The following is a 19,693-nucleotide window of genomic DNA, read 5'->3' on the forward strand; positions in this document are numbered from 1 at the left end:
TCTGCATACCCCCAGAGAAGGATGGACACCGCCGGGTGTGCGACGGCGTCCGGGACGTGCGTCATCCTTCGGCGCCGCGGGGGTGAAACGACCTCAAACGCGTATCCCTTCACTCGATCGGATGCACTTGCCCCTCCCCCGCCACCGGTCTCCCGAGCGTTGCCCCGGTCCCGTCCGGCACAGGAGAACCGCAGGTCACGTACCTGACGCGGCCGCACGACCGGGGCGTCGGCGGGTACGCCAGGGCAGGACACGGGTGTTGACGCCGATTCACACCGACGAGAGCGCTCGAACAGCGGCGCGGTCCCCCGCGCGGGCTCCGGCTCCGGGCCTTGTCGGGAAGCACTGTTCGGACGCCGCCGGAGCCGACATGATCGGTGGCGACAGGATGAGGAGGCACCCGGCATGACCGTGCGCGCGAACATGACCGTCCAGGACCGCTACCGGTTGCGGCACCCGCTCGGCACCGGCGGGTTCGGACAGGTCTGGCAGGCGACGGACCTGACCCTGGAACGCGAGGTGGCGGTCAAGTTCGCCGCGTCCATAGCCGACGACCCGCGGGCGGTGGAGCGGTTCACCGCCGAGGCCAGGAAACTGGCCCGGCTGCGCCACCGCGGCATCGTCACCGTCCACGACGCGGGGGTGCTCACCGACGACGGCCGCCCCGTGCCGTACCTCGTGATGGAGCTGGTGGACGGCTCGACCTGGCAGCAGGGCTCACCGGCCGGACCGGCGGAGTCGGTCGCGCGCACCGGGGCGGGGCTGGCGGACGCGCTCGCGCACCTGCACGCCGCCGGGATCGTGCACCGGGACGTGAAGCCCGCGAACGTCATGATCCGCGCGGACGGCGAGGCGGTGCTGCTGGACCTGGGGACGGCGCGGGACCTCTCCCGCCTCACCACGGTCACCGCCGGCGTCTCGCCGGGGACCCTCGCCTACATGGCCCCCGAACAGCTCGCCGGCGCCCCCGCCACGGCCGCCTCCGACGTGTACGCGCTCGGCCTGGTCCTGGTGGAGAAGCTCACCGGCGTACGCGGTCCCGCAGCGCAGCTCCCCGCAGCCGACCGGGCCGCCGTCCCCCCGCACCTGCGGGAGCTGCTCGACCGCATGACCGCCCTGGACCCGGCCGGGCGCCCCGCCGCCGCCGAGTGCCGGGAGCTGCTGGGCCGGTCCGTGCCGTCCCGCCAGTCCGCCGGCGCGGGACCGGCTCCGCAGGGCACCTGGCACGGCAACGAGTGGGTACGGTTCGGCGTTCCGGCGGCCGTGTTCCTGCTCGTCACCGCGTCATCGGACTTCTGGCCCACCGATCTCGAGTACCGCTCCCCCGCCTGGATCTTCCTGGCCTGGCTCGTGCGCTTCCTCATTGCCGGCCTTCTCCTGCTCACAGCATCGCTGACCCCCCGCTCGGGCGGCGTGCTCCGGGGCGTGGGGTACGGGTTCGCGGCGCTCGGCCTCACCGGCGTCGTGGTCGCGCTGATCCTGGGACCGGGCCCCACCGACGCCCACAACCTGCCGCTGTACAACACGGCGGCCCTCCTGGGCGTCGCGGCGTACTGCTACCGCGAGGCGACGACCCGCCGCGCCGTGGACGGCTGACGCCCGACGGCCGCGTTCAGGGCCTGCGCACGCCGCCCAGCACGATGTGCCGGGGCGCGCCGAGGACCGCCACGTCCGCGCGCGGGTCCGCGTCGTAGACGACGAGGTCCGCCGGGGCGCCCTCGGTCAGCCCGGGGCGGCCGAGCCAGGCGCGGGCGTCCCACGTCGCCGCGCCGACGGCGGCGAGGCGCGGGATGCCGGCCCGGACCAGCTCCGCCACCTCGCGCGCGATCAGGCCGTGCGGCAGCGAACCGCCCGCGTCGGTGCCCGTGTAGATCGGGACGCCGGCGTCGTGGGCCGCCCGCACGGTGTCGTACCTGCGGGCGTGCAGCCGCCGCATGTGCGCGGCCCAGCGCGGGTACTTCGCCTCGCCGCCGGCCGCGAGGTCAGGGAACGTCGCGATGTTGACCAGCGTCGGGACGATCGCGACGCCGTGCTCGGCGAACAGCGGGACGGTCTCCTCCGTCAGGCCCGTCGCGTGCTCCACGCAGTCGATGCCCGCCTCGACCAGGTCGCGCAGCGAGTCCTCGGCGAAGCAGTGGGCCGTCACGCGCGCGCCCTCCGCGTGGGCGGCGGCGATCGCCCCGCGCAGCGCGCCGGCCGGCCAGCACGGGGCGAGGTCGCCCGCCTCCCGGTCGATCCAGTCGCCGACCAGCTTCACCCAGCCGTCGCCGCGCCGCGCCTCGCGGGCGGCGTACGCGGCGAGGTCCTCCGGTTCGACCTCGTGGGCGTAGTTCCTGATGTAGCGGCGGGTGCGGGCGATGTGGCGGCCTGCGCGGATGATCGGCGGCAGGTCGGGCCGCTCCTCGGTCCAGCGGGTGTCGGCGGGCGATCCGGCGTCGCGCAGCAGCAGGGCGCCCGCGTCGCGGTCGGTGACGGCCTGCCGTTCGGCCGTGGCGGCGTCGACCGCGCCGTGCGGGCCGAGTCCGACGTGGCAGTGGGCGTCGACCAGGCCGGGGAGGACCCAGCCGGAGAGCGTCACGACGTCGCGGCCGGGACGTACGGGCGGGGTGAGGCTGATCCGGCCGCCGATCACCCACAGCTCGTCCAGGACGGTGTGCGGCCCGGCCAGGACGCGCCCCGTCAGGTGCAGATCGGGCGGCGGGGAGGGGGAGGGAGCGGACACGCGCCCCATGATCACACGGGGTCGCCGGCGCCGGGAGGGGTGCGGAGGGCCGCCCGCGCCCGGCGCGGGGCGGTGCGCGACCCCTCGGCAGTCCGTGATCCGGCTGCTACCCTCCGGTGGCGTTGGGGGCCTGCACGCACGGACGAACGTTGCACGTCCTGCCGAACAGTTCCGGGCAGGACGACGAGCCGCTCAGCGAGGAGGCCGGCCGTGGCCCGCCCCGTTCCTCCCACCCACCGCTCCCAGCTTCCCCCCACCACGCCCGGCGCCGCGCAGCCCGGGTCCGACGCGGAGTTCAGGTGCTTCTTCGAGGAGCACCGCGCGGGCCTCGTCCGGCTCGCGCGCCTGCTGCTGTCCGCGTCCGGCGGCGCCGAGGCCGCCGACGACCTGGCCGCCGACGCCCTCCTGGCGGTCTGGCGCCGCTGGGACCGCGTACGGACGGCGGAACACCCCCTCGCGTACGCGCGCGGGGTCGTCACGAACCTCGCGCGCTCCCGCATCCGCAGCGGCGCCAGGGAACGGCGGCGTGTCGCGCTGGTCTGGCCCCGGGCGGGCGAGGCGGCGCCGGTGCCCGACGTGCCGGCCGTGCTGGACGTGCGGGCCGCGCTCGGCCGGCTGCCGTACCGGAAGCGGGCCTGCGTGGTGCTGCGGCACGCGTTCGACCTGTCGGAGCGGGAGACGGCGCGGGCGCTCGGCATCTCGGTCGGCACGGTGAAGAGCCAGACCTCGCGGGGGCTCGCCGAGCTGGCGCGGCTGCTGACGGCGCCCGAGCCCGGGGACGCCGGGGCACGGCCCGGGAATTCCGGGGAAAGCCTGGATCCGAATCGCGAAATCACCGCGCATTCGGCGCGGGAAGAGGTCGGCGAGTGGTTTTCCGGCATACGGCCGCCCGGTGGATCGCACGGGGATTGCCGGTGAAATCCCGGCGGAACTCGGAAAGCATATGACCGGGCCTCTTCTGCCCGCTTCCGGTGACCTCAAACCCCCCTTTCGCAGATTCGTGATGCATCACCGGATCGGGTCAGGAGCTTCACAGAGACGTTACAGACCCGTGACCGACACCACACGAGCGCCCGCTTTGTCCGGTAACTAACGGACAGAACAGGCGTTTTCGCCGCCCTGGACAGGGCGGCTCACGCGCGCGATAACACACATCCGGGCGCCCGTTAACCCCACTCGGCCATGCGTTTTTTCGGATCGCTGGGTAAATTCAATCCCCATGACGCCTGCACAAGCAGACCATGCACGTGCCGATACCGATCCGAGCGACCGATATTCCGAGGAAGGCCCGGCGGGACTTGTCCTGGACACTCCCATGCCGGCCGACGGAGCCGCCCTGTGGCGCATTGCCCGCGACTCCCGCGTCCTTGACCTGAACTCCTCCTACAGCTACCTGCTGTGGTGCCGCGACTACGCGGCGACGTCTATCGTGGCCCGCGACACGTCGGGCGAACCGGTCGGTTTCATCACCGGATACGCCCGGCCGGACGCCCCGCGCACCCTGCTCGTGTGGCAGGTCGCGGTCGACGAACGGCTGCGTGGCAAGGGTGTCGCCGCGGCGATGCTGGACGCGCTGACCCGCCGGACGGGCGCGGCGCTGGGAGTGGAGGCGATGGAGACCACCATCACGCCGGACAACACCGCCTCCGACCGGCTGTTCACGTCCTTCGCCGAACGGCACGGCGCACTGGTGGAGCGCGAGGTGCTGTTCGACGCCGCGCTGTTCCCCGAGGACGGACACGAGTCCGAACTGCTCTACCGCATCGGCCCGATAGGCGCCCGCGACGACGAGGCGCCGTCCCTCCCCGGCCCGGCCCCCGTCTGACCCGCCCGCCGGCACCCTGCTCCCCCGAGAGACCCAGCAGACCAGGAGAGTCCTGTGACCATCACCCAGCCCGACCTGAGCGTCTTCACGACCCTGGAGTCGGAGGTGCGCAGCTACTGCCGTGGCTGGCCCACCGTCTTCGACCGCGCCCGCGGCAGCCGCATGTACGACGAGGACGGCCGCGACTACCTGGACTTCTTCGCCGGCGCCGGCTCCCTCAACTACGGTCACAACAACCCGGTCCTGAAGCGCGCGCTGCTCGACTACCTGGAGCGGGACGGGGTGACGCACGGCCTCGACATGTCGACCACGGCGAAACGGACGTTCCTTGAGCGCTTCCGCGAGGTGGTGCTGCACCCGAGGGGCCTCGACTACAAGGTGATGTTCCCCGGCCCGACCGGCACCAACGCCGTCGAGGCGGCCCTGAAGCTGGCCCGCAAGGTGAAGGGGCGCGAGTCGATCGTCTCGTTCACGAACGCGTTCCACGGCATGTCGCTCGGCGCGCTCGCCGTCACGGGCAACGCGTTCAAGCGCGCCGGCGCGGGCATCCCGCTGGTGCACGGCACCCCGATGCCGTTCGACGACTACCTGGACGGCCGCACGCCGGACTTCATCTGGTTCGAGCGGCTGCTGGGCGACGCCGGGTCCGGGCTGAACAAGCCCGCCGCCGTCATCGTCGAGACGGTGCAGGGCGAGGGCGGCATCAACGTGGCACGCCCCGAGTGGCTGCGCGGCCTGTCCGACCTGTGCAAGCGGCACGACATGCTGCTGATCGTCGACGACATCCAGATGGGCTGCGGCCGCACCGGCGCGTTCTTCTCCTTCGAGGAGGCGGGCATCGAGCCGGACATCGTGACGCTGTCCAAGTCGATCAGCGGCTACGGGCTGCCGATGTCGCTGGCGCTGTTCCGGCCCGAGCTGGACATCTGGGAGCCGGGCGAGCACAACGGCACCTTCCGCGGCAACAACCCGGCGTTCGTCACGGCCGCCGCCGCCCTCGACACGTACTGGTCGGACGGCGGGATGGAGAAGCAGACCCTGGCGCGCGGCGAGCAGGTCGAGACGGCGCTGCGGCAGCTCGCCGCCGAGTGCCCCGGGTCGGCCTACCGCGGCCGCGGCCTCGTGTGGGGCCTGACGTTCGAGCGGCCCGAGCGGGCGACCGCCGTGTGCCGGCGCGCGTTCGAACTCGGCCTGCTGCTGGAGACGTCCGGGCCGCAGAGCGAGGTCGTGAAGCTGCTGCCCGCGCTGACCATCCCGACCGAGGAGCTGGACGAGGGCCTGCGCATCCTGACGCGCGCCGTCCGCGAGACCGCCTGACCGGTCCCGCACCACAGACCCCCGCCCTTCCCGGGCGCCCCGGCCCGCCGCCGGGGCGCCCGGGGGCGGTGAACCCCCCGACGCAACACACCGAGGAGCAACGTTGATCGTCCGATCGTTCAAGGACATCGAGGGCACCGACCGCGACGTGGAGTCCGCCTCCGGGACCTGGCGCAGCAAGCGCATCGTCCTCGCCAAGGAGGGCGTCGGCTTCTCGCTGCACGAGACGGTCCTCTACGCGGGCACCGAGACCCGCATGTGGTACGCGAACCACATCGAGGCCGTGCTGTGCGTCGAGGGCGAGGCCGAGCTGACCAACGAGGAGACGGGCGAGAAGCACCTCATCACGCCCGGGACGATGTACCTCCTCGACGGCCACGAGAAGCACACGGTCCGGCCGAAGACCGACTTCCGCACCATCTGCGTCTTCAACCCGCCGGTCACCGGCCGGGAGGACCACGACGAGAACGGCGTCTACCCGCTGCTCACCGAAGCCTCCGCGTGACGCGACCGCGTCCGCGGACCAGCGAACCGCTGATGACACCGACACCCGCCGAGGGAGAGGAGATTCCATGACAGCCGCACCCGAGCGCACGGCCGATCTGTATCCGACCCGGGGCGCCACCGAGGTGGCCACACCCCGCCAGGACCCGGTGGTGTGGGCGGGAGTGGACGCGCCCGGGCCGTTCAGCGGCGCCGATCTTGCGTCCTTCGAGCGTGACGGCTTCGCCGCCGTCGAGCAGTTGATCGGCCCCGACGAGGTGGCGGTCTACCGGGCCGAGCTGGACCGGCTCGTCACGGACCCGGCCGTGCGGGCGGACGAGCGGTCCATCGTCGAGCCGGCGTCCCAGGAGATCAGGTCCGTCTTCGAGGTGCACCGGATCAGCGAGGTGTTCGCCGGGCTGGTGCGGGACCCGCGGGTCCTGGACCGGGCGCGGCAGATCCTCGGCTCCGACGTGTACGTGCACCAGAGCCGCATCAACGTGAAGCCGGGCTTCGGGGCCAGCGGGTTCTACTGGCACTCCGACTTCGAGACCTGGCACGCCGAGGACGGCCTGCCGCGCATGCGGACGGTGTCGGTGTCCATCGCGCTGACCGAGAACCACGACACCAACGGCGGCCTGATGATCATGCCGGGGTCGCACCGGTCGTTCCTCGGCTGCGCCGGCGAGACGCCGAAGGACAACTACAAGAAGTCGCTGCAGATGCAGGACGCGGGGACGCCGTCGGACGAGGCGCTGACCCGGTTCGCGGACGAGCACGGCATCAAGCTGTTCACCGGGCGCGCCGGGTCCGCGACCTGGTTCGACTGCAACTGCATGCACGGGTCGGGCGACAACATCACGCCGTACCCGCGCAGCAACGTGTTCATCGTGTTCAACAGCGTGGAGAACGCGGCGGTCGAGCCGTTCGCCGCGCCCGTGCGGCGGCCGGAGTTCATCGGCGCGCGGGACTTCACGCCCGTGCGGTGAGCCGCCCCGGCGGCTGACGGCGGCGCGGGTCCCGCGAGGCGGGGCCCGCGCCGCCGTCGTCGTACGCGGCGGCGGACGGGCGGCGGGTCAGGTGCCGATGATCCCGCCGTCGCGGCGGCGGACGACGACCGTCGCCGAGCGGGGCCGCCCGTCGGGCGTGAAGTCGGGCCAGTTGCTGACCGCCCTCGGGTTCCGCGGCCCCGGAGCGCCCCACGCCGCGGTGGCCTCCCCCGGGTGCTGCACGTTCACGAACATGGTGCGCCGGTCGGGGGTGAACGCCAGGCCGCTGATCTCCGCGCCGCGCGGCCCGGTCAGGAAGCGGCGGATCTCGCCGGTGCGGGGATCGGCGGCGAGCATCTGGTTGTTGCCGATGCGCTCGTAGCCCCTGGCGGCGAGGTTCTGCGCCGAGTTGGACACGTCCGTCCTGATCCACAGGCGGCCGTCCGCGTCGAAGGACAGGCCGTCCGGCGAACCGAACAGGTCGTCCTCGCCCGGCTCGCTCGCCGGGTCGTGCAGCGGATCGCCCGCGAGGATGAAGATGTCCCAGTCGAACGCGGTCGCCGTGTGGTCGCGGCCCCGCTCGGTCCAGCGGACGATGTGCCCGTACGGGTTGGGCCTGCGGGGGCTGACCGCGCTGTCCCAGCCGCTGCCGTTCGTCAGCGTGCAGTACACGTCGCGGTTGTCGGGGTGCACGGCGATCCACTCGGGGCGGTCCATGCGGGTCGCGCCCACGGCGTCGGCCGCCTCGCGGGTGCGCAGCAGGACGTCGGCCTGGTCCGCGAAGCCGCCCGCGCGCGTGAGCGGCCCCGCGTCGTGCAGCAGCGGGAGCCATGTGCCGGTGCCGTCGTCGTCGAAGCGGGCGACGTACAGCGTGCCGTGGTCGAGCGGGCTGCGGCCCGCCGCCCGGTGGGCGCGCCAGGAGCCGTCGCCGACGAACTTGTAGACGTAGTCGCCGTCCTGGTCGTCGCCGCTGTACGCCACGACCCGGCCGCGGGACTCGGTGACGGTGCAGCTCTCGTGCTTGAAGCGGCCGAGCGCCGTCCGTTTCACGGGCACCGCGGCCGGGTCGTGCGGGTCGATCTCCACGATCCAGCCGAAGCGGTTCGCCTCGTTGCCGTTCGCGGCGATGTCGAAGCGGGGGTCGGCGAGGTGCCAGCGGAAGCCGCCGCCGGTCGCCGAGAGGCCGTACCGGTCCTGGGCGGCGGTCGGGCGCCAGTCGGGGTCCTCGGTGCCGAAGTAGTTGTTCCAGTTCTCCTCGCAGGTCACGTAGGTGCCCCACGGGGTGAAGCCGCTGGAGCAGTTGTTGAGCGTGCCCATCGGCGGGTTCGCCGAGCGGAGGGCCGGGTGGTCGGCGCCGACGGGTCCCGAGAACGTGACGGGTGTGGCGCCCGTGACGCGGCGGGCGCGGGGGGACGCGACCACCTGCCAGCCGTCGCCGCGCTGTTCGACCTCCACGACGCTGACGCCGTGCGCGGCGAGCGCCTTGGCGACCTTCTCCGGCGTCATGGCGGCCGGCCCGTCGGGGAACAGGAGGTCCTGGTCGATGTACTCGTGGTTCAGGACGAGGAGGCCGCGGCGGCTGCCCTCGTCGCCGGGGCCGAGGGGGAAGTAGTGCATGCCGTCGTGGTGCATGCCGACCTGCTCGGCCTGCTCGGCCGCGGTGTTGCCCGCGCCGGGGCACCAGGCGGGGCCGCCGGGCCGTACCGGCGTGCCCCAGGGGATGATGACCTGCGTCTCGTACCCGTCGGGCACGACGAGCGTGTCGTCGTCGGCCGTCGGGACGGGCGTGAAGCCGAGCAGGCCGCGGGGGTCGGCGCCGGGCGCGGCGGCGGCCGTGCCGGTGCGCGCGGCGAGCAGGAACGCGGCGGCGGCCGCGGTGCCGCCGCGCAGGGCGGTGCGGCGGGACATCCGCCGGGCGGCCACCGCGCCGAACGGGGGGTTGTCCGACGGGTTGGAGCTGACCTCGTCCGGGTCGAATCCGGGGAAGACCGGCGGCGGTGCGGACATCGCGTCACCTCGTGGGGGGCTGGTTGCGTACGGTGCGTATGCGATTGTGCACCGTGTGCGTACCCTTTCGTGTGCGGTGGGGAACGTTGCGTGATGTTCCCGGGGTGCGCGTCCGCGTTCCGCGCGCGGCGCTACGCTGAGTTCGGCGATGCGGACACCGTCCCCGTATGTGAATCGCCTGTTCGGGCGGCGGGGACGGCCACAGTGAGGGGGTCTGACGGATGGCGGCGGGAGACGCGGCGGGCGGTGCCCAGGTCAAGTCGGCGGTGCGCACGGTCGAGCTGCTCGAGTTCTTCGCCGGGCGGCCCGGCATGCACACGCTGGCCGACGTGCAGGCGGCGGTCGGCTACCCCAAGTCGAGCCTCTACATGCTGCTGCGGACCCTCGTCGAACTCGGCTGGGTCGAGACGGACGCCACCGGCACCCGCTACGGGATCGGGGTGCGCGCCCTGCTCGTCGGCACGTCCTACATCGACGGCGACGAGGCCGTGGCGGCGGCGCGGCCCACCCTGGACCGGCTGTCCGACGACACCTCGGAGACGATCCACCTCGCCCGCCTCGACGGCACGAACGTCGTCTACCTCGCCACGCGCCAGTCGCAGCACTACCTGCGGCCGTTCACGCGCGTCGGCCGGCGCCTGCCCGCCCACTCCACGTCGCTCGGCAAGGCGCTGCTCGCCACCTGCACCGACGACCAGGTGCGGGCGATGCTGCCGGAGCGCCTCGAACCGCTGACCGAGCACACCGTCACGGACCGGGAGCAGCTCATCCGCGACCTGCGGGCGGTGCGGGAGCGCGGGTACGCCGTCGACCGCGAGGAGAACACCCTCGGCCTCAGCTGCTTCGGCATCGCGATCCCCTACCGCACGCCGGCGCGGGACGCGATCAGCTGCTCGGTGCCGGTGGCGCGGCTGACGCCCGGGCACGAACAGCTCATCAGGGACGCGCTGTTCGACGCGCGGGACCGGCTGTCCCTCGCCACGCGGCACCTGTGACGGCGCCCCGCCCGCACCTCAGTGGTGCCAGGGCAGCCTGACGGGCTCGGCCGGGACGCGGCCGGCCAGCAGGTCCGTGAGCAGCGGGGCGAGGCGCAGCGGTATGACGCGCTCCGCCGTGGTGGCCAGCTCGGCGACGGGCCACCAGCGGTGCCCGGTCGTCGAGCCGCTCTCGTACGTCTCCATGCGGCTGGTGTCCACCTCGTGGGAGACGACCCGGTGCAGGAAGAACACGTCCTCGAACAGGCCGCTCTTCCAGCCGAGATCGGCGTGGCCGCCGGTGACGGCGACCGGCCGGCCGAGGACGGCGGCGGTGGTCCGCAGGCCGGTCTCCTCCCACAGCTCCCTGGCCGCCGCCTCGGCGAGCTTCTCGCCCCGCTTGACGCCGCCGCCCGGGGTGAGCCACTCGGACTCGCCCGGGGTGAGGCCCCGCATCCTGAACAGGAGGAGACGGTCGTCGGAGTCGAGCAGCAGGACGCGTGCCGAGCGGCGGGCCAGGGTGTGTGTCATGGAGGTCAGTCAACACCAAGCAGTTGTTCGATGGGGTTGATGGCGAAGTACACGAGGAACAGGGCGGCCGTGACCCACAGCAGCCAGGTGACCTCGCGGCGGCGGCCCAGCACGACCTTGAGGACCACGTAGGCGAGGAAGCCTGCGCCGATGCCGTTGGTGATCGAGTAGGTGAAGGGCATGACGGCGATCGTGACGAACGCCGGGATGGCGATCGCGTAGTCCGTCCAGTCGATGCGCGCGACCTGCACCATCATGAGGAAGCCGACCGCGACCAGGGCCGGGGCCGCCGCCTGCGAGGGGACGATCGCGGCGATCGGCGACAGGAACAGCGCCAGGGCGAAGAGCGCGCCGGTGACGATGTTGGCGAAGCCGGTCCTGGCGCCCTCGCCGACACCGGCGGCCGACTCGACGAACGAGGTGTTGGAGGAGGCGGACGCGGCGCCGCCGGCCGCGGCGGCCAGACCGTCCACGAACAGCAGGCGGCCCAGGCGCGGCACGCGACCCCGGTCGTCCAGCAGGCCCGCCTCGCTGGTGACGCCGACCGCGGTGCCCATCGTGTCGAAGAAGTCGGTCAGGAACAGGGTGAAGATGAGCAGGACGGCCGTGACGACGCTCACCTCGCCGAAGGCGCCGAAGAGGCTGAAGTGGCCGAGCAGCCCGAAGTCCGGCGCGGCCACCAGCTCGTCGGGGACCTCGGGCACGGTCATGCCCCAGGCGGCGTCGTCGATGTCGGCGATCGCGTTGATGACGATCGCGACCACGGTCATGACGAGGATGCTGATGAGGATGGCGCCCCTGACCTTGCGGGCGATCAGCGCGAGCGTGAGGAGCAGGCCGAGGCAGAAGACGAGGATCGGCCAGCCGTGCAGCTCGCCCGTGCCGCCGAGGGACAGCGGCGGGGAGCCGGCCAGGCCCGTCGTGAAGCCCGCGTCCACGAAGCCGATGAGGGCGATGAACAGGCCGATGCCGACGCCGATGGCCTGCTTGAGGCCCATCGGGATGGCGTTCATCACGGCCTCGCGGAAGCCGGTGGCGGACAGCACGCACAGGATGATGCCCTCGATGACGATCAGGCCCATCGCGTCGGGCCAGGTCATGCGGGGCACGATCTGGTAGGCGGTCATGGCGTTGATGCCGAGGCCGGCCGCCAGGGCGAGCGGCAGGTTCGCCGTGATGCCCATCAGGACGGTCATGATCGCCGCGACGAGGGCCGTCACCGTGACGAGCTGCGGCAGGGAGAGCTGGTCGCCGTTGATGTCGTGGACGTTCGGCCCGCCGAGGATCAGCGGGTTGAGGACCAGGATGTAGGCCATCGCGAAGAAGGTGACCAGGCCGCCGCGCACCTCCCGCCCGACGGTTGAGCCTCGCTCCGAGATCCGGAAGAACCGGTCGAGGCGTTGGACGGACGGTGACGGCGGCATGGCGGTGTTCCTCTGCGCGGACTGGGGACGGACGTACGGGGACCCCGGAATTCTGCCGGTCGGGCAGTATGGGGAGGTTTTCCCTGTGTAACACGATGCCGCACCGTTACGGAATCGAGCCCTCCGCTTGGCCGCGCCGCGCTGACCGGATACCGGGTCCCGGACGGTCAGCCGCGCAGTGCCGCCGTCACGGCCGCGAGGTCGGCGTCCGTCGCGAGCCCGGCGTGGTAGAGCCGCAGTTCCGTCGCGCCGAGGGCGGCGGCGTGCCGCGCGTCCTCGGCGAGCGTGCCGGGGCTGCCGCCCATGCCCGTGACGACGGTGAAGTTCGCCGCGACGGTGTGCCGCGCGTCACGGTGGCCGGTGAACGGGGTCAGCACCGCCGCCCTGCCCGCCGCTCCCCCGGGGCCGCCCGGGCAGGGCAGCACCACGCCGTCCGCCCGTCCGAGGACGGCGGCCGGGTCCGTACCCGCGTTGGCGCCGCAGCGGTGGGGTGCCGGGTCGGCGTGCAGCAGGACGCGGAAGTCCGGCACGCCGCGCCGCGCCGCCTCGGCGCGCACCGCATCGACGGCGGCCCGCCGGAACGCGTCGGCCGCCCCGTCGCGCCAGGCAGCGACGGCCGCGGCGCGGTCGGCGCCGAGCGCCTTCTCCACGGCCGCCCACTCGTCGTCCCTGGTCGCCGGCGCGGGGCGGGGCGGCCCCGACCAGTACGGGGCCAGGGCGGCGTCCACGGCGGCCCGCAGCTCGTCGGCGTCGAGGCCGTGGCCGGCGTAGCCCGCCTCGCACACGTCGCAGAAGCACAGCGACATGAGCCAGCCGCCGACCGGGCCGAGGGCGGCGCCGCCGATCTTGTCGTGGGCGTGCAGGTGGTCCAGGCCGTACCAGCCGCAGGACTCCAGCTCGGTGCCGCGCGCCCCCGGGCGCACCGCGGCCTCGGCGGCGAGCGCGGCGGCGTACGCGCGGACCTCGGGGCGCGCGACGCACGGCGCCCAGACGTAGCGGTCGCCGTACGCGTTGCGGACGGTGCTGCCGGGGTGGTCCTCGCCGAGGCGCGAGTTGTGGGCGAGGATCACCCAGCTGTGCACGTCGAGGCCGGCGTCCTCCAGGGCGGCGGCGGCCTCGCCGTACGGGTCGTCGCCGGGCAGCCAGCCCTGGGGGTACGGGCGCAGCGCGTGGCCGGCCCAGCGGCCGGGGTCGGCGGGGTAGTAGACGGCCGAGTGGCGCGCCGTGACGATGCGCCGGGCGGGGTGGCGGGGCGTCAGGGCACGGGTGGAGTGGTAGGCGGCGGCGAGGGTGGCCTGCGTGACGCCGGTCGCGGCGAGGCGGTCGGCGGCGGCCGGGTCGCCCGCGATGTCCCACGGGTAGACGAAGGCGGCGGCGCGCGGCGGCGTGTGCGGGGTCTGGTTCACGGGGCTCACTTCTTGACGAGGCCGAGACCGGTCTCGATGAGGCGGGCGAGGATGTCGACGTGTTCGGGCGCGGGGTCGGCGAGGGGGGCGCGGACGGGGCCGACGTCGAGACCCCGCAGCCGTACCCCCGCCTTCACGAGGGAGACGGCGTAGCCGCGACCCCGGTTGCGCAGCTCGACCAGGGGCCGGTAGAAGCCGTCGAGGAGCGCGGCGACGGTGGCGCCGTCGCCGGTGGCGAGCGCGGCGTGGAAGGCGAGGGCGATCTCGGGCGCGAAGCAGAAGACGGCCGAGGAGTAGAGGTCGACGCCGATGCCGCGGTAGGCGAGGCCGGTGAGTTCGGCGGTGGGCAGGCCGTTGAAGTAGCGGAACGTCTCGTCCGGCGCCTCGGTGCGGACGGCGGAGATGATGCGCTGGAGGAGGTCGAGGTCGCCCAGGCCGTCCTTCAGGCCGACGATGCCGGGCGTGCGGGCGAGGCGGACGACGGAGTCGGGGGTGAAGGTGACGTTGTCGCGCTGGTAGACGATCACGTCGAGGGAGGTGGCGCCGGCTATCTCGGCGTAGTGGCGCACCAGTCCGTCCTGCCCGGCGGTGATGAGGTAGGGCGGGAGCGCGAGGAGGCCGTCGGCGCCCGCGGTCTCGGCGCGGCGCGCCAGGTCGACGGCGAGGGCGGTGCCGTAGCCGGTGCCGGCGACGACGGGGACCTCGCCGGCGGCCGTCTCGACGGCGGTGGCGACGACGGCGGAGAACTCGTCGGGGGCCAGGGCGTGGAACTCACCGGTGCCGCAGGCGGTGAACACGGCGCCGGCGCCGGCGTCCACACCGGCGCGCACGTGCGCCCGGTACACGTCGAGGTCGAGGGAGCCGTCGGGGGCGTAGGGGGTCACCGGGAAGAACAGCAGTCCTTCCAGGCGGCCGGCGAGCGTGCTGGCGGCGGGCGCGGCTTCGGTCATTCCCATCTCCCTCACCGTGCAACATGATGACTGGCGTCCATATTCCTGAACGGCCACGCTAGTTCAGGCGCGATTCACCGGTCAAGTTGCCGTTGACGTGCGGGGAGCCGCCCCTTAGCGTGTCCTCATATATGAACCGGCGAGAGGAAGACGGGACTTCGATGGCCGCAGCACAGTCCGCAGGGAGCCGCACCGTTCTGCTCACCGGAGCCGCCGGCGGCGTCGGCACGCTGATGCGCGACCTGCTCCCCCCGTACGGCTACGCGCTGCGCCTCCTCGACATGCGGCCGATCCCCGGCGAACCGGACGCCGTCACCGCCGACCTCGGCGACATCGACACCCTGCGCGAGGCGGTGCGCGGCACCGACGCCGTCCTCCATCTCGCGGGCATATCGCTGGAGTCGGGCTTCGAGCAGATCCTGCGCTCCAACATCGAGGGCACCTACCACCTCTACGAGGCGGCGCGGCTCGAGGGCGTGCGCCGCGTCGTGTTCGCCTCGAGCAACCACGCGGTCGGCATGACGCCCTGGCCCGGCCCGGGCGAGCCGCGCGTGCCGATCGACACGCCGCACCGGCCCGACACGTTCTACGGCCTCTCGAAGTGCTTCGGCGAGGACCTCGCGCAGTTCTACTGGGACAAGCACGGCATCGAGACCGTGTCCGTGCGCATCGGCTCCTGCTTCCCGAAGCCGACGTCCGTGCGGATGCTGTCCGTCTGGCTGAGCCCGCAGGACGGGGCGCGGCTGTTCCACGCGGCCCTCAGCACGCCGGACGTGGGCCACACCGTCGTCCACGGCTCGTCGGCCAACACCCGCAGCGTGTGGGACCTGTCGTCGGCGAAGGCGCTCGGCTACACGCCGCTCGACGACTCCGAGCCGTTCGCCGCCGAACTGATCGCGGCCGAGGGCGAGCTGGACACCACGCGCCCCGAGCAGGCCAGGCTCGGCGGCCACTTCGTCACCGACCCGCCCATCTGGCCGCACTGACCGGCGCGCGGGCTCCCCGCCGCGGGGAGCCCGTGACGCGCGGCGCTCAGCGCTGGGCGGGCAGCCGCGCTCCCGTCAGCGCCAGGCGGCACGCCCGCACGGCGCGCGCGAGGCGCTCCGCGTCGGGCACGCGGCCGGGGTCGTCGGCCGGGAAGCGGCGGCGGACGTAGCCGAGCGCGAGTCCGGAGCGCGGGTCGAGCAGGGCCATCGAGCCGCCCGCCCCGTCGTGCCCGAACGCCCCCGCCCCGAGGTACGGCAGCCCGACCATGAAGCCGAGCCCGTAGGCGCGCGTCATGTCGAGGACGATGTCGTGCCCCGCCGAGTGCGCGAGGGCGACGGCCCGCTGCGTGGCGGGGGTGAGCAGGTCCGCCGCGGCGGCGTACAGGCCCGCGAGACCGCGTGCCGAGCCGACGCCGCCGAACGACGCCTGCCCGCCGGCGCGGAAGAGCGGGTTGTTGGGTGCCTCGTGCAGCGGCATCGACTCGGGGTGCTGGGAGTTGGACGCGATGCCGAGGAGGCTGTCGGGCGCGACGGCGCGCTCCGGGTCGCCGGCCCTGCGGGGCGGCAGGACATCAAGGACGCGGGCCTCGTCCGCGGCGGACGGGCCGAGGTGCAGGTCCACGGCGTACGGGCGGCGTATCCGCTCCTCGTAGAACTCCTTCAGCGGCGCTCCCGACACGCGGCGCACCAGCTCGCCGGTCAGGGCGCCGATGGTGGCGGAGTGGTAGCCGAAGGCGGCGCCGGGGCGCCAGTACGGGGCGTGCGGGGCGACGCGTTCCGCGATGACGCGGTCGTCGGCGAGTTCGGCGACGGAGAAGCCGTCCTCCGTGCCGATGGCGCCGGCGCGGTGGCCCAGCAGGTCGCGGACCGTCACGCCGTCCTTCCCCTCGGCGCCGAACTCGGGCCAGTACGCGGCCACCGCGCGGTCCGGGTCGATGGCGCCGTCCTGGATCAGCAGGGCGGCGGCGAGGAAGCCGATGCCCTTGGTCGAGGAGAAGACGCCGACCAGGGAGTCGGGTCCGATGCCCGGTCCGCCCCACAGGTCGGCGACGGGCCGGCCGTCCACGAGGGCGGTGAACTGCGCCGCGTGGTCCTCCTCGGCCGCGAGGACGGCGGCGAAGACGTCGCGCACCGGTTCGTACCCGGGGGCGACCGTGCCGTGGACGGCGGTCCCCCCGGCCGCCCCGGTCCCGGCGGTCGCGTCGGTCGTGTCGTTCACGCGCTGTTCCCCATCCCGCACGGCGGCGGAACGCGCCCGGTGCGGTGACCGGGCGCGTTCCGCCACAGGTGTGCGTCTGTGCTTGTTTTTGATCGCCCACCGTTCGAACAGGCTGACCTTTTGGTCGGCTTTGTTTTCCCGGCTGCTGGTGTTCTACCTCAGCCGGCCCGCTCCTGCCCAGTGGTCGACGACGAACGGCACGGCCACGGGGTGGGTGACCTGCCGCCGCAGCTCCGGCCGCCAGCCCGCGTCGTCGCCGAGCGGGGCGTCCGGGTTCGCCGCGTTGTGGGCGGCGACGAGGTCGGCCGGGCGGTGGTTCACCCAGTTTCCGCGCGCGGTCATCGAGGTACCGGGCGTCCAGCGGTGGACGGTGTCCGCCGCGCCGAGCCCGTCCGGCAGCGTGAAGGCGTTGTACTCGGCGACCAGCGCCGACTCGATGCCGATGCCGAAGCTGTAGCCGTACGCGGCGCCCTCGTCCTGGCGGAAGTGGTTGCTGTACACGTCCACCTGGCCGTAGCGGACACGCGGCGCGCGCTCCGTCACGTTGTGGAACAGGTTGTGGTGGAACGTGGCCCGCAGCCGCCCCCGGTCGTCGGCCGACGCGCCGTCGCTGTTGCCGATCAGGATCGTCTTGTCGTGCTCGGTGAAGACGTTCCAGCTCGCCGTGACGAGGTCGGCGCCGCGCACGATGTCGAGCTGCCCGTCGTGCTGCTGGAACAGCCGGCCGAAGTACCGGGGCTGCTCCGCGTCGGGGCGGCGGCCGTCCGTGAACGTGTTGTGGTCCACCCACACGTGCGTCGAGCCGTACAGGACGAGGCTGTCGTACTCGGAGTTCCACTCGCCGAACTCGCCGTCCGTCGGGTCCCACTGCGGGAAGCAGTCGAAGGAGTCCTCGAACGTCAGGTTCCGCACGATGACGTTGTCCGCGCCGCGCACGTCCAGCGTCGCGCCCAGCAGGCGGGCGTCGTCGTCCGCGCCGATGATCGTCGTGTTGGAGCCGACCGGCAGGACCACGCGTTCCTTCTGGAGCGCGGCCGACGCGGCACGGGCCTCCTCCAGCGGCCCCGACGGGTCGTCCCGGCCCCACGTCGCCGGATCGTAGGCGGCGAGGTACGCGTCCAGGCTGTAGCCGTCGGTGGCGTAGTCATCGCAGCCGAGCGGGTTGCCCGCGTCGTCGGTGTTGGCGTCGATCGTGCCGTCGATCCGGATGATCGTCGGCTCGTCGCCCGTACGCGCCAGCGCGTCGGCCAGTTCGGCCCGCGTGCTGACGGTGATGTCGTGCCCGCGGCGTGCCTCCGAGCCGCCGGTGACACCGCCCTCCGCCGCGCCCCAGCCGTCGCGGGCGGGCAGGACGGCGCGTGCCGGGTCACTCCCCGAGCCCCGGCCGGCGCCGGCACCGTGGGCGGTGCCGGCGGCCGTCGCGGGCGGGGGCAGCAGGGCCACGGTGGCGAGCGCGGTCGCGCAGCCCGCCAGGGCCAGTCGTCCGAGGTGCATCACGTCTCCCTGGGATGTGTGCGTGCAGGAACGGTGCCGACGCCGCTGCCGGTACCGGTCAGCCGAACTGCTCCACCCACTCCGCCTGGGCCTCGTTCAGCAGCTCGGCGAGGCCGTCGGCGAACTCCTGGGCGGTGATCTCACCGAGCAGGAGCTGCTGGAAGCTGCGCTCGCTGTCGGCCTTGCTGATGTTGTTCCAGTCCGGCAGGTAGTACGGGAGCTGGACGATGGTGGTGTTCTCGTCGCTCAGGGCCTCGACCGCCGCCTGGGTCGGCGGAGCCTCGGCGATCCACGGGTCGTCCAGCGCCCCGGTGTTGGCGGGGATCTGGCCCGCGCTCTCGTTCCACAGGCTGTTCATCTCCGCCGACGCGGCGAACTCGATGAACTTCCAGGCCGCGTCCTTGTTGTCGCTGGAGCGGAACAGGCCGAGGCCGTCCACCGGGTTGGAGACGAACGTGTGCGGGCCGCCCTCCTCCCGCGCGGGCATCGGCAGGCCGGCCACCGCGTCGGCGCCGAACGCGGCGACGTGGTCGGGGTAGGAGCCCAGGTTGTGCTGCATCATGCCGACCTCGCCGCCCGTGAAGGTGGCGACCATGTTGGTGAAGTCGTTGTTCAGGTCGGCCTCGGGCGTCACCGTGTTGTACACGCCGACGTAGCGCTCCAGGGCATCGACGTTGGCCGGGTCGTTGACGGTCGTCGTGTCGCCGTCCCAGAACGACTCGATGCCGGACTGCGCGTACATCATGTCGAGGGCCTGCGCGATCGAGCCCTCACCGCCGCGGATCGTGTAGCCGAACCGGTTGTTGTCGCGGTCGGTCAGCGCCTCGGCGGCGGCGTAGAAGGCGTCGAACGTGGTGGGCGCGTCGAGACCGGCCGCGTCGAACAGGTCGGTGCGGTACCACAGCACGCCCTGGTTCGCCGAGGTCGGGACGGAGAACGTCTCCTCCTCCTCGCCGCCCGCCGTGGCCCGGACGCTCTCCAGCATCGCCGGCAGCAGTTCCTCCCCGAGCGGGCTCTCCGCGAGACGGTCGTCCAGCGGCTCAAGCGCGCCCTGCGCCACGAGGTTCGCCAGGTACGAGGTCTGGACGCCGCCCACGTCGGGCAGGCCGTCGCCGCCCTGGATCGCCGCGTCGTACTTCGACTGCACGTCCGCGATCGGGACGGGGACGTACTCGACCTCGATGTCGGGGTTCTCCTCCTCGAAGGCGTCGATGATCTGCTCCCACACCTCGGTGCGGACGCCGCCGTTGTTGTCCCAGAAGACGATCTTGCCGGTGCCGTCGCCCTCGGCGCCCGAGCCGCCGCCGTCCTCGCCGCAGGCGGTGGCGCCCGCCGCGAGCATCAGGCCGGCCGTCAGCAGCGCCGT

General features: G+C 73.3%; 17 protein-coding genes. 8 read left to right on the forward strand and 9 right to left on the reverse strand.

Features of this window, described 5'->3' with window-relative positions; all coding sequences use genetic code 11:
* Window positions 1-405: 405 nt before the first annotated feature.
* Entirely contained in the window at window positions 406-1,596 is a 1,191-nt protein-coding gene (locus EMA09_RS04085; RefSeq protein WP_129838966.1) for a serine/threonine-protein kinase, read from the forward strand.
* 16 nt (window positions 1,597-1,612) lie between these two features.
* Here EMA09_RS04085 and EMA09_RS04090 read toward each other — a convergent pair whose 3' ends face one another.
* Window positions 1,613-2,731 carry an amidohydrolase family protein gene (locus EMA09_RS04090; protein WP_129838968.1) on the reverse strand — a complete coding sequence of 373 codons (1,119 nt, stop codon included), beginning with the start codon at window positions 2,729-2,731 and terminating at the stop codon, window positions 1,613-1,615.
* A gap of 201 nt (window positions 2,732-2,932) precedes the next feature.
* Between EMA09_RS04090 and EMA09_RS04095 the strand changes: the two genes are divergently transcribed.
* The 5 genes from EMA09_RS04095 to thpD all read left to right on the forward strand — a co-directional run bounded on the left by EMA09_RS04095 (window position 2,933) and on the right by thpD (window position 7,336).
* Window positions 2,933-3,640, forward strand: a complete 708-nt coding sequence (locus EMA09_RS04095; RefSeq protein WP_129838970.1) for a SigE family RNA polymerase sigma factor — start codon at window positions 2,933-2,935, stop codon at window positions 3,638-3,640.
* Between the two features lie 301 nt (window positions 3,641-3,941).
* Window positions 3,942-4,547, forward strand: a complete 606-nt coding sequence (gene ectA / locus EMA09_RS04100; protein WP_129838972.1) for a diaminobutyrate acetyltransferase — start codon at window positions 3,942-3,944, stop codon at window positions 4,545-4,547.
* Window positions 4,548-4,601: 54 nt separating this feature from the next.
* Window positions 4,602-5,864 (forward strand): diaminobutyrate--2-oxoglutarate transaminase, encoded by a 1,263-nt coding sequence (gene ectB / locus EMA09_RS04105; protein ID WP_129838974.1) that lies wholly within the window; start codon window positions 4,602-4,604, stop codon window positions 5,862-5,864.
* Between the two features lie 103 nt (window positions 5,865-5,967).
* Window positions 5,968-6,369: an ectoine synthase gene (locus tag EMA09_RS04110; RefSeq protein WP_129838976.1), complete on the forward strand. Its 402-nt coding sequence runs from the start codon at window positions 5,968-5,970 to the stop codon at window positions 6,367-6,369.
* 67 nt (window positions 6,370-6,436) lie between these two features.
* On the forward strand, window positions 6,437-7,336 hold the full coding sequence (thpD, locus tag EMA09_RS04115; RefSeq protein WP_129838978.1) for an ectoine hydroxylase: 900 nt from the start codon (window positions 6,437-6,439) through the stop codon (window positions 7,334-7,336).
* A gap of 87 nt (window positions 7,337-7,423) precedes the next feature.
* Here the strand turns inward: thpD and EMA09_RS04120 are convergent, their stop codons facing one another.
* Window positions 7,424-9,343 carry a PhoX family phosphatase gene (locus tag EMA09_RS04120; RefSeq protein WP_129838980.1) on the reverse strand — a complete coding sequence of 640 codons (1,920 nt, stop codon included), beginning with the start codon at window positions 9,341-9,343 and terminating at the stop codon, window positions 7,424-7,426.
* Window positions 9,344-9,564: 221 nt separating this feature from the next.
* Here EMA09_RS04120 and EMA09_RS04125 point away from each other — a divergent pair, with 221 nt between their 5' ends.
* Complete coding sequence (locus EMA09_RS04125) at window positions 9,565-10,338, forward strand: IclR family transcriptional regulator (protein ID WP_129838982.1); 774 nt, start codon at window positions 9,565-9,567, stop codon at window positions 10,336-10,338.
* A gap of 18 nt (window positions 10,339-10,356) precedes the next feature.
* Here EMA09_RS04125 and EMA09_RS04130 read toward each other — a convergent pair whose 3' ends face one another.
* From EMA09_RS04130 to EMA09_RS04145, 4 genes are all read right to left on the reverse strand, one after another.
* A complete protein-coding gene (locus EMA09_RS04130) occupies window positions 10,357-10,848 on the reverse strand; it encodes an NUDIX domain-containing protein (protein WP_129838984.1) in 492 nt (163 codons plus the stop codon).
* 5 nt (window positions 10,849-10,853) lie between these two features.
* Window positions 10,854-12,272, reverse strand: a complete 1,419-nt coding sequence (locus tag EMA09_RS04135; protein WP_129838986.1) for an NCS2 family permease — start codon at window positions 12,270-12,272, stop codon at window positions 10,854-10,856.
* A gap of 167 nt (window positions 12,273-12,439) precedes the next feature.
* A complete protein-coding gene (locus tag EMA09_RS04140) occupies window positions 12,440-13,678 on the reverse strand; it encodes a hypothetical protein (RefSeq protein ID WP_129838988.1) in 1,239 nt (412 codons plus the stop codon).
* 5 nt (window positions 13,679-13,683) lie between these two features.
* Window positions 13,684-14,628 carry a 5-dehydro-4-deoxyglucarate dehydratase gene (locus EMA09_RS04145; RefSeq protein ID WP_129838990.1) on the reverse strand — a complete coding sequence of 315 codons (945 nt, stop codon included), beginning with the start codon at window positions 14,626-14,628 and terminating at the stop codon, window positions 13,684-13,686.
* Between the two features lie 161 nt (window positions 14,629-14,789).
* Between EMA09_RS04145 and EMA09_RS04150 the strand changes: the two genes are divergently transcribed.
* Window positions 14,790-15,614, forward strand: a complete 825-nt coding sequence (locus EMA09_RS04150; protein WP_129838992.1) for an NAD(P)-dependent oxidoreductase — start codon at window positions 14,790-14,792, stop codon at window positions 15,612-15,614.
* A 46-nt stretch (window positions 15,615-15,660) separates the two neighbouring features.
* Here the strand turns inward: EMA09_RS04150 and EMA09_RS04155 are convergent, their stop codons facing one another.
* The 3 genes from EMA09_RS04155 to EMA09_RS04165 all read right to left on the reverse strand — a co-directional run bounded on the left by EMA09_RS04155 (window position 15,661) and on the right by EMA09_RS04165 (window position 19,669).
* Window positions 15,661-16,833 (reverse strand): serine hydrolase domain-containing protein, encoded by a 1,173-nt coding sequence (locus EMA09_RS04155; protein WP_129838994.1) that lies wholly within the window; start codon window positions 16,831-16,833, stop codon window positions 15,661-15,663.
* Window positions 16,834-16,986: 153 nt separating this feature from the next.
* Entirely contained in the window at window positions 16,987-18,327 is a 1,341-nt protein-coding gene (locus EMA09_RS04160) for a pectate lyase (RefSeq protein WP_129838996.1), read from the reverse strand.
* Between the two features lie 58 nt (window positions 18,328-18,385).
* The gene (locus EMA09_RS04165) at window positions 18,386-19,669 is read right to left on the reverse strand and encodes a sugar ABC transporter substrate-binding protein (RefSeq protein ID WP_240796622.1); all 1,284 of its coding nucleotides are present in this window, start codon (window positions 19,667-19,669) and stop codon (window positions 18,386-18,388) included.
* Window positions 19,670-19,693: the final 24 nt, after the last annotated feature.

The sequence above is a fragment of the Streptomyces sp. RFCAC02 genome, from assembly GCF_004193175.1.
GTDB lineage: Bacteria > Actinomycetota > Actinomycetes > Streptomycetales > Streptomycetaceae > Streptomyces.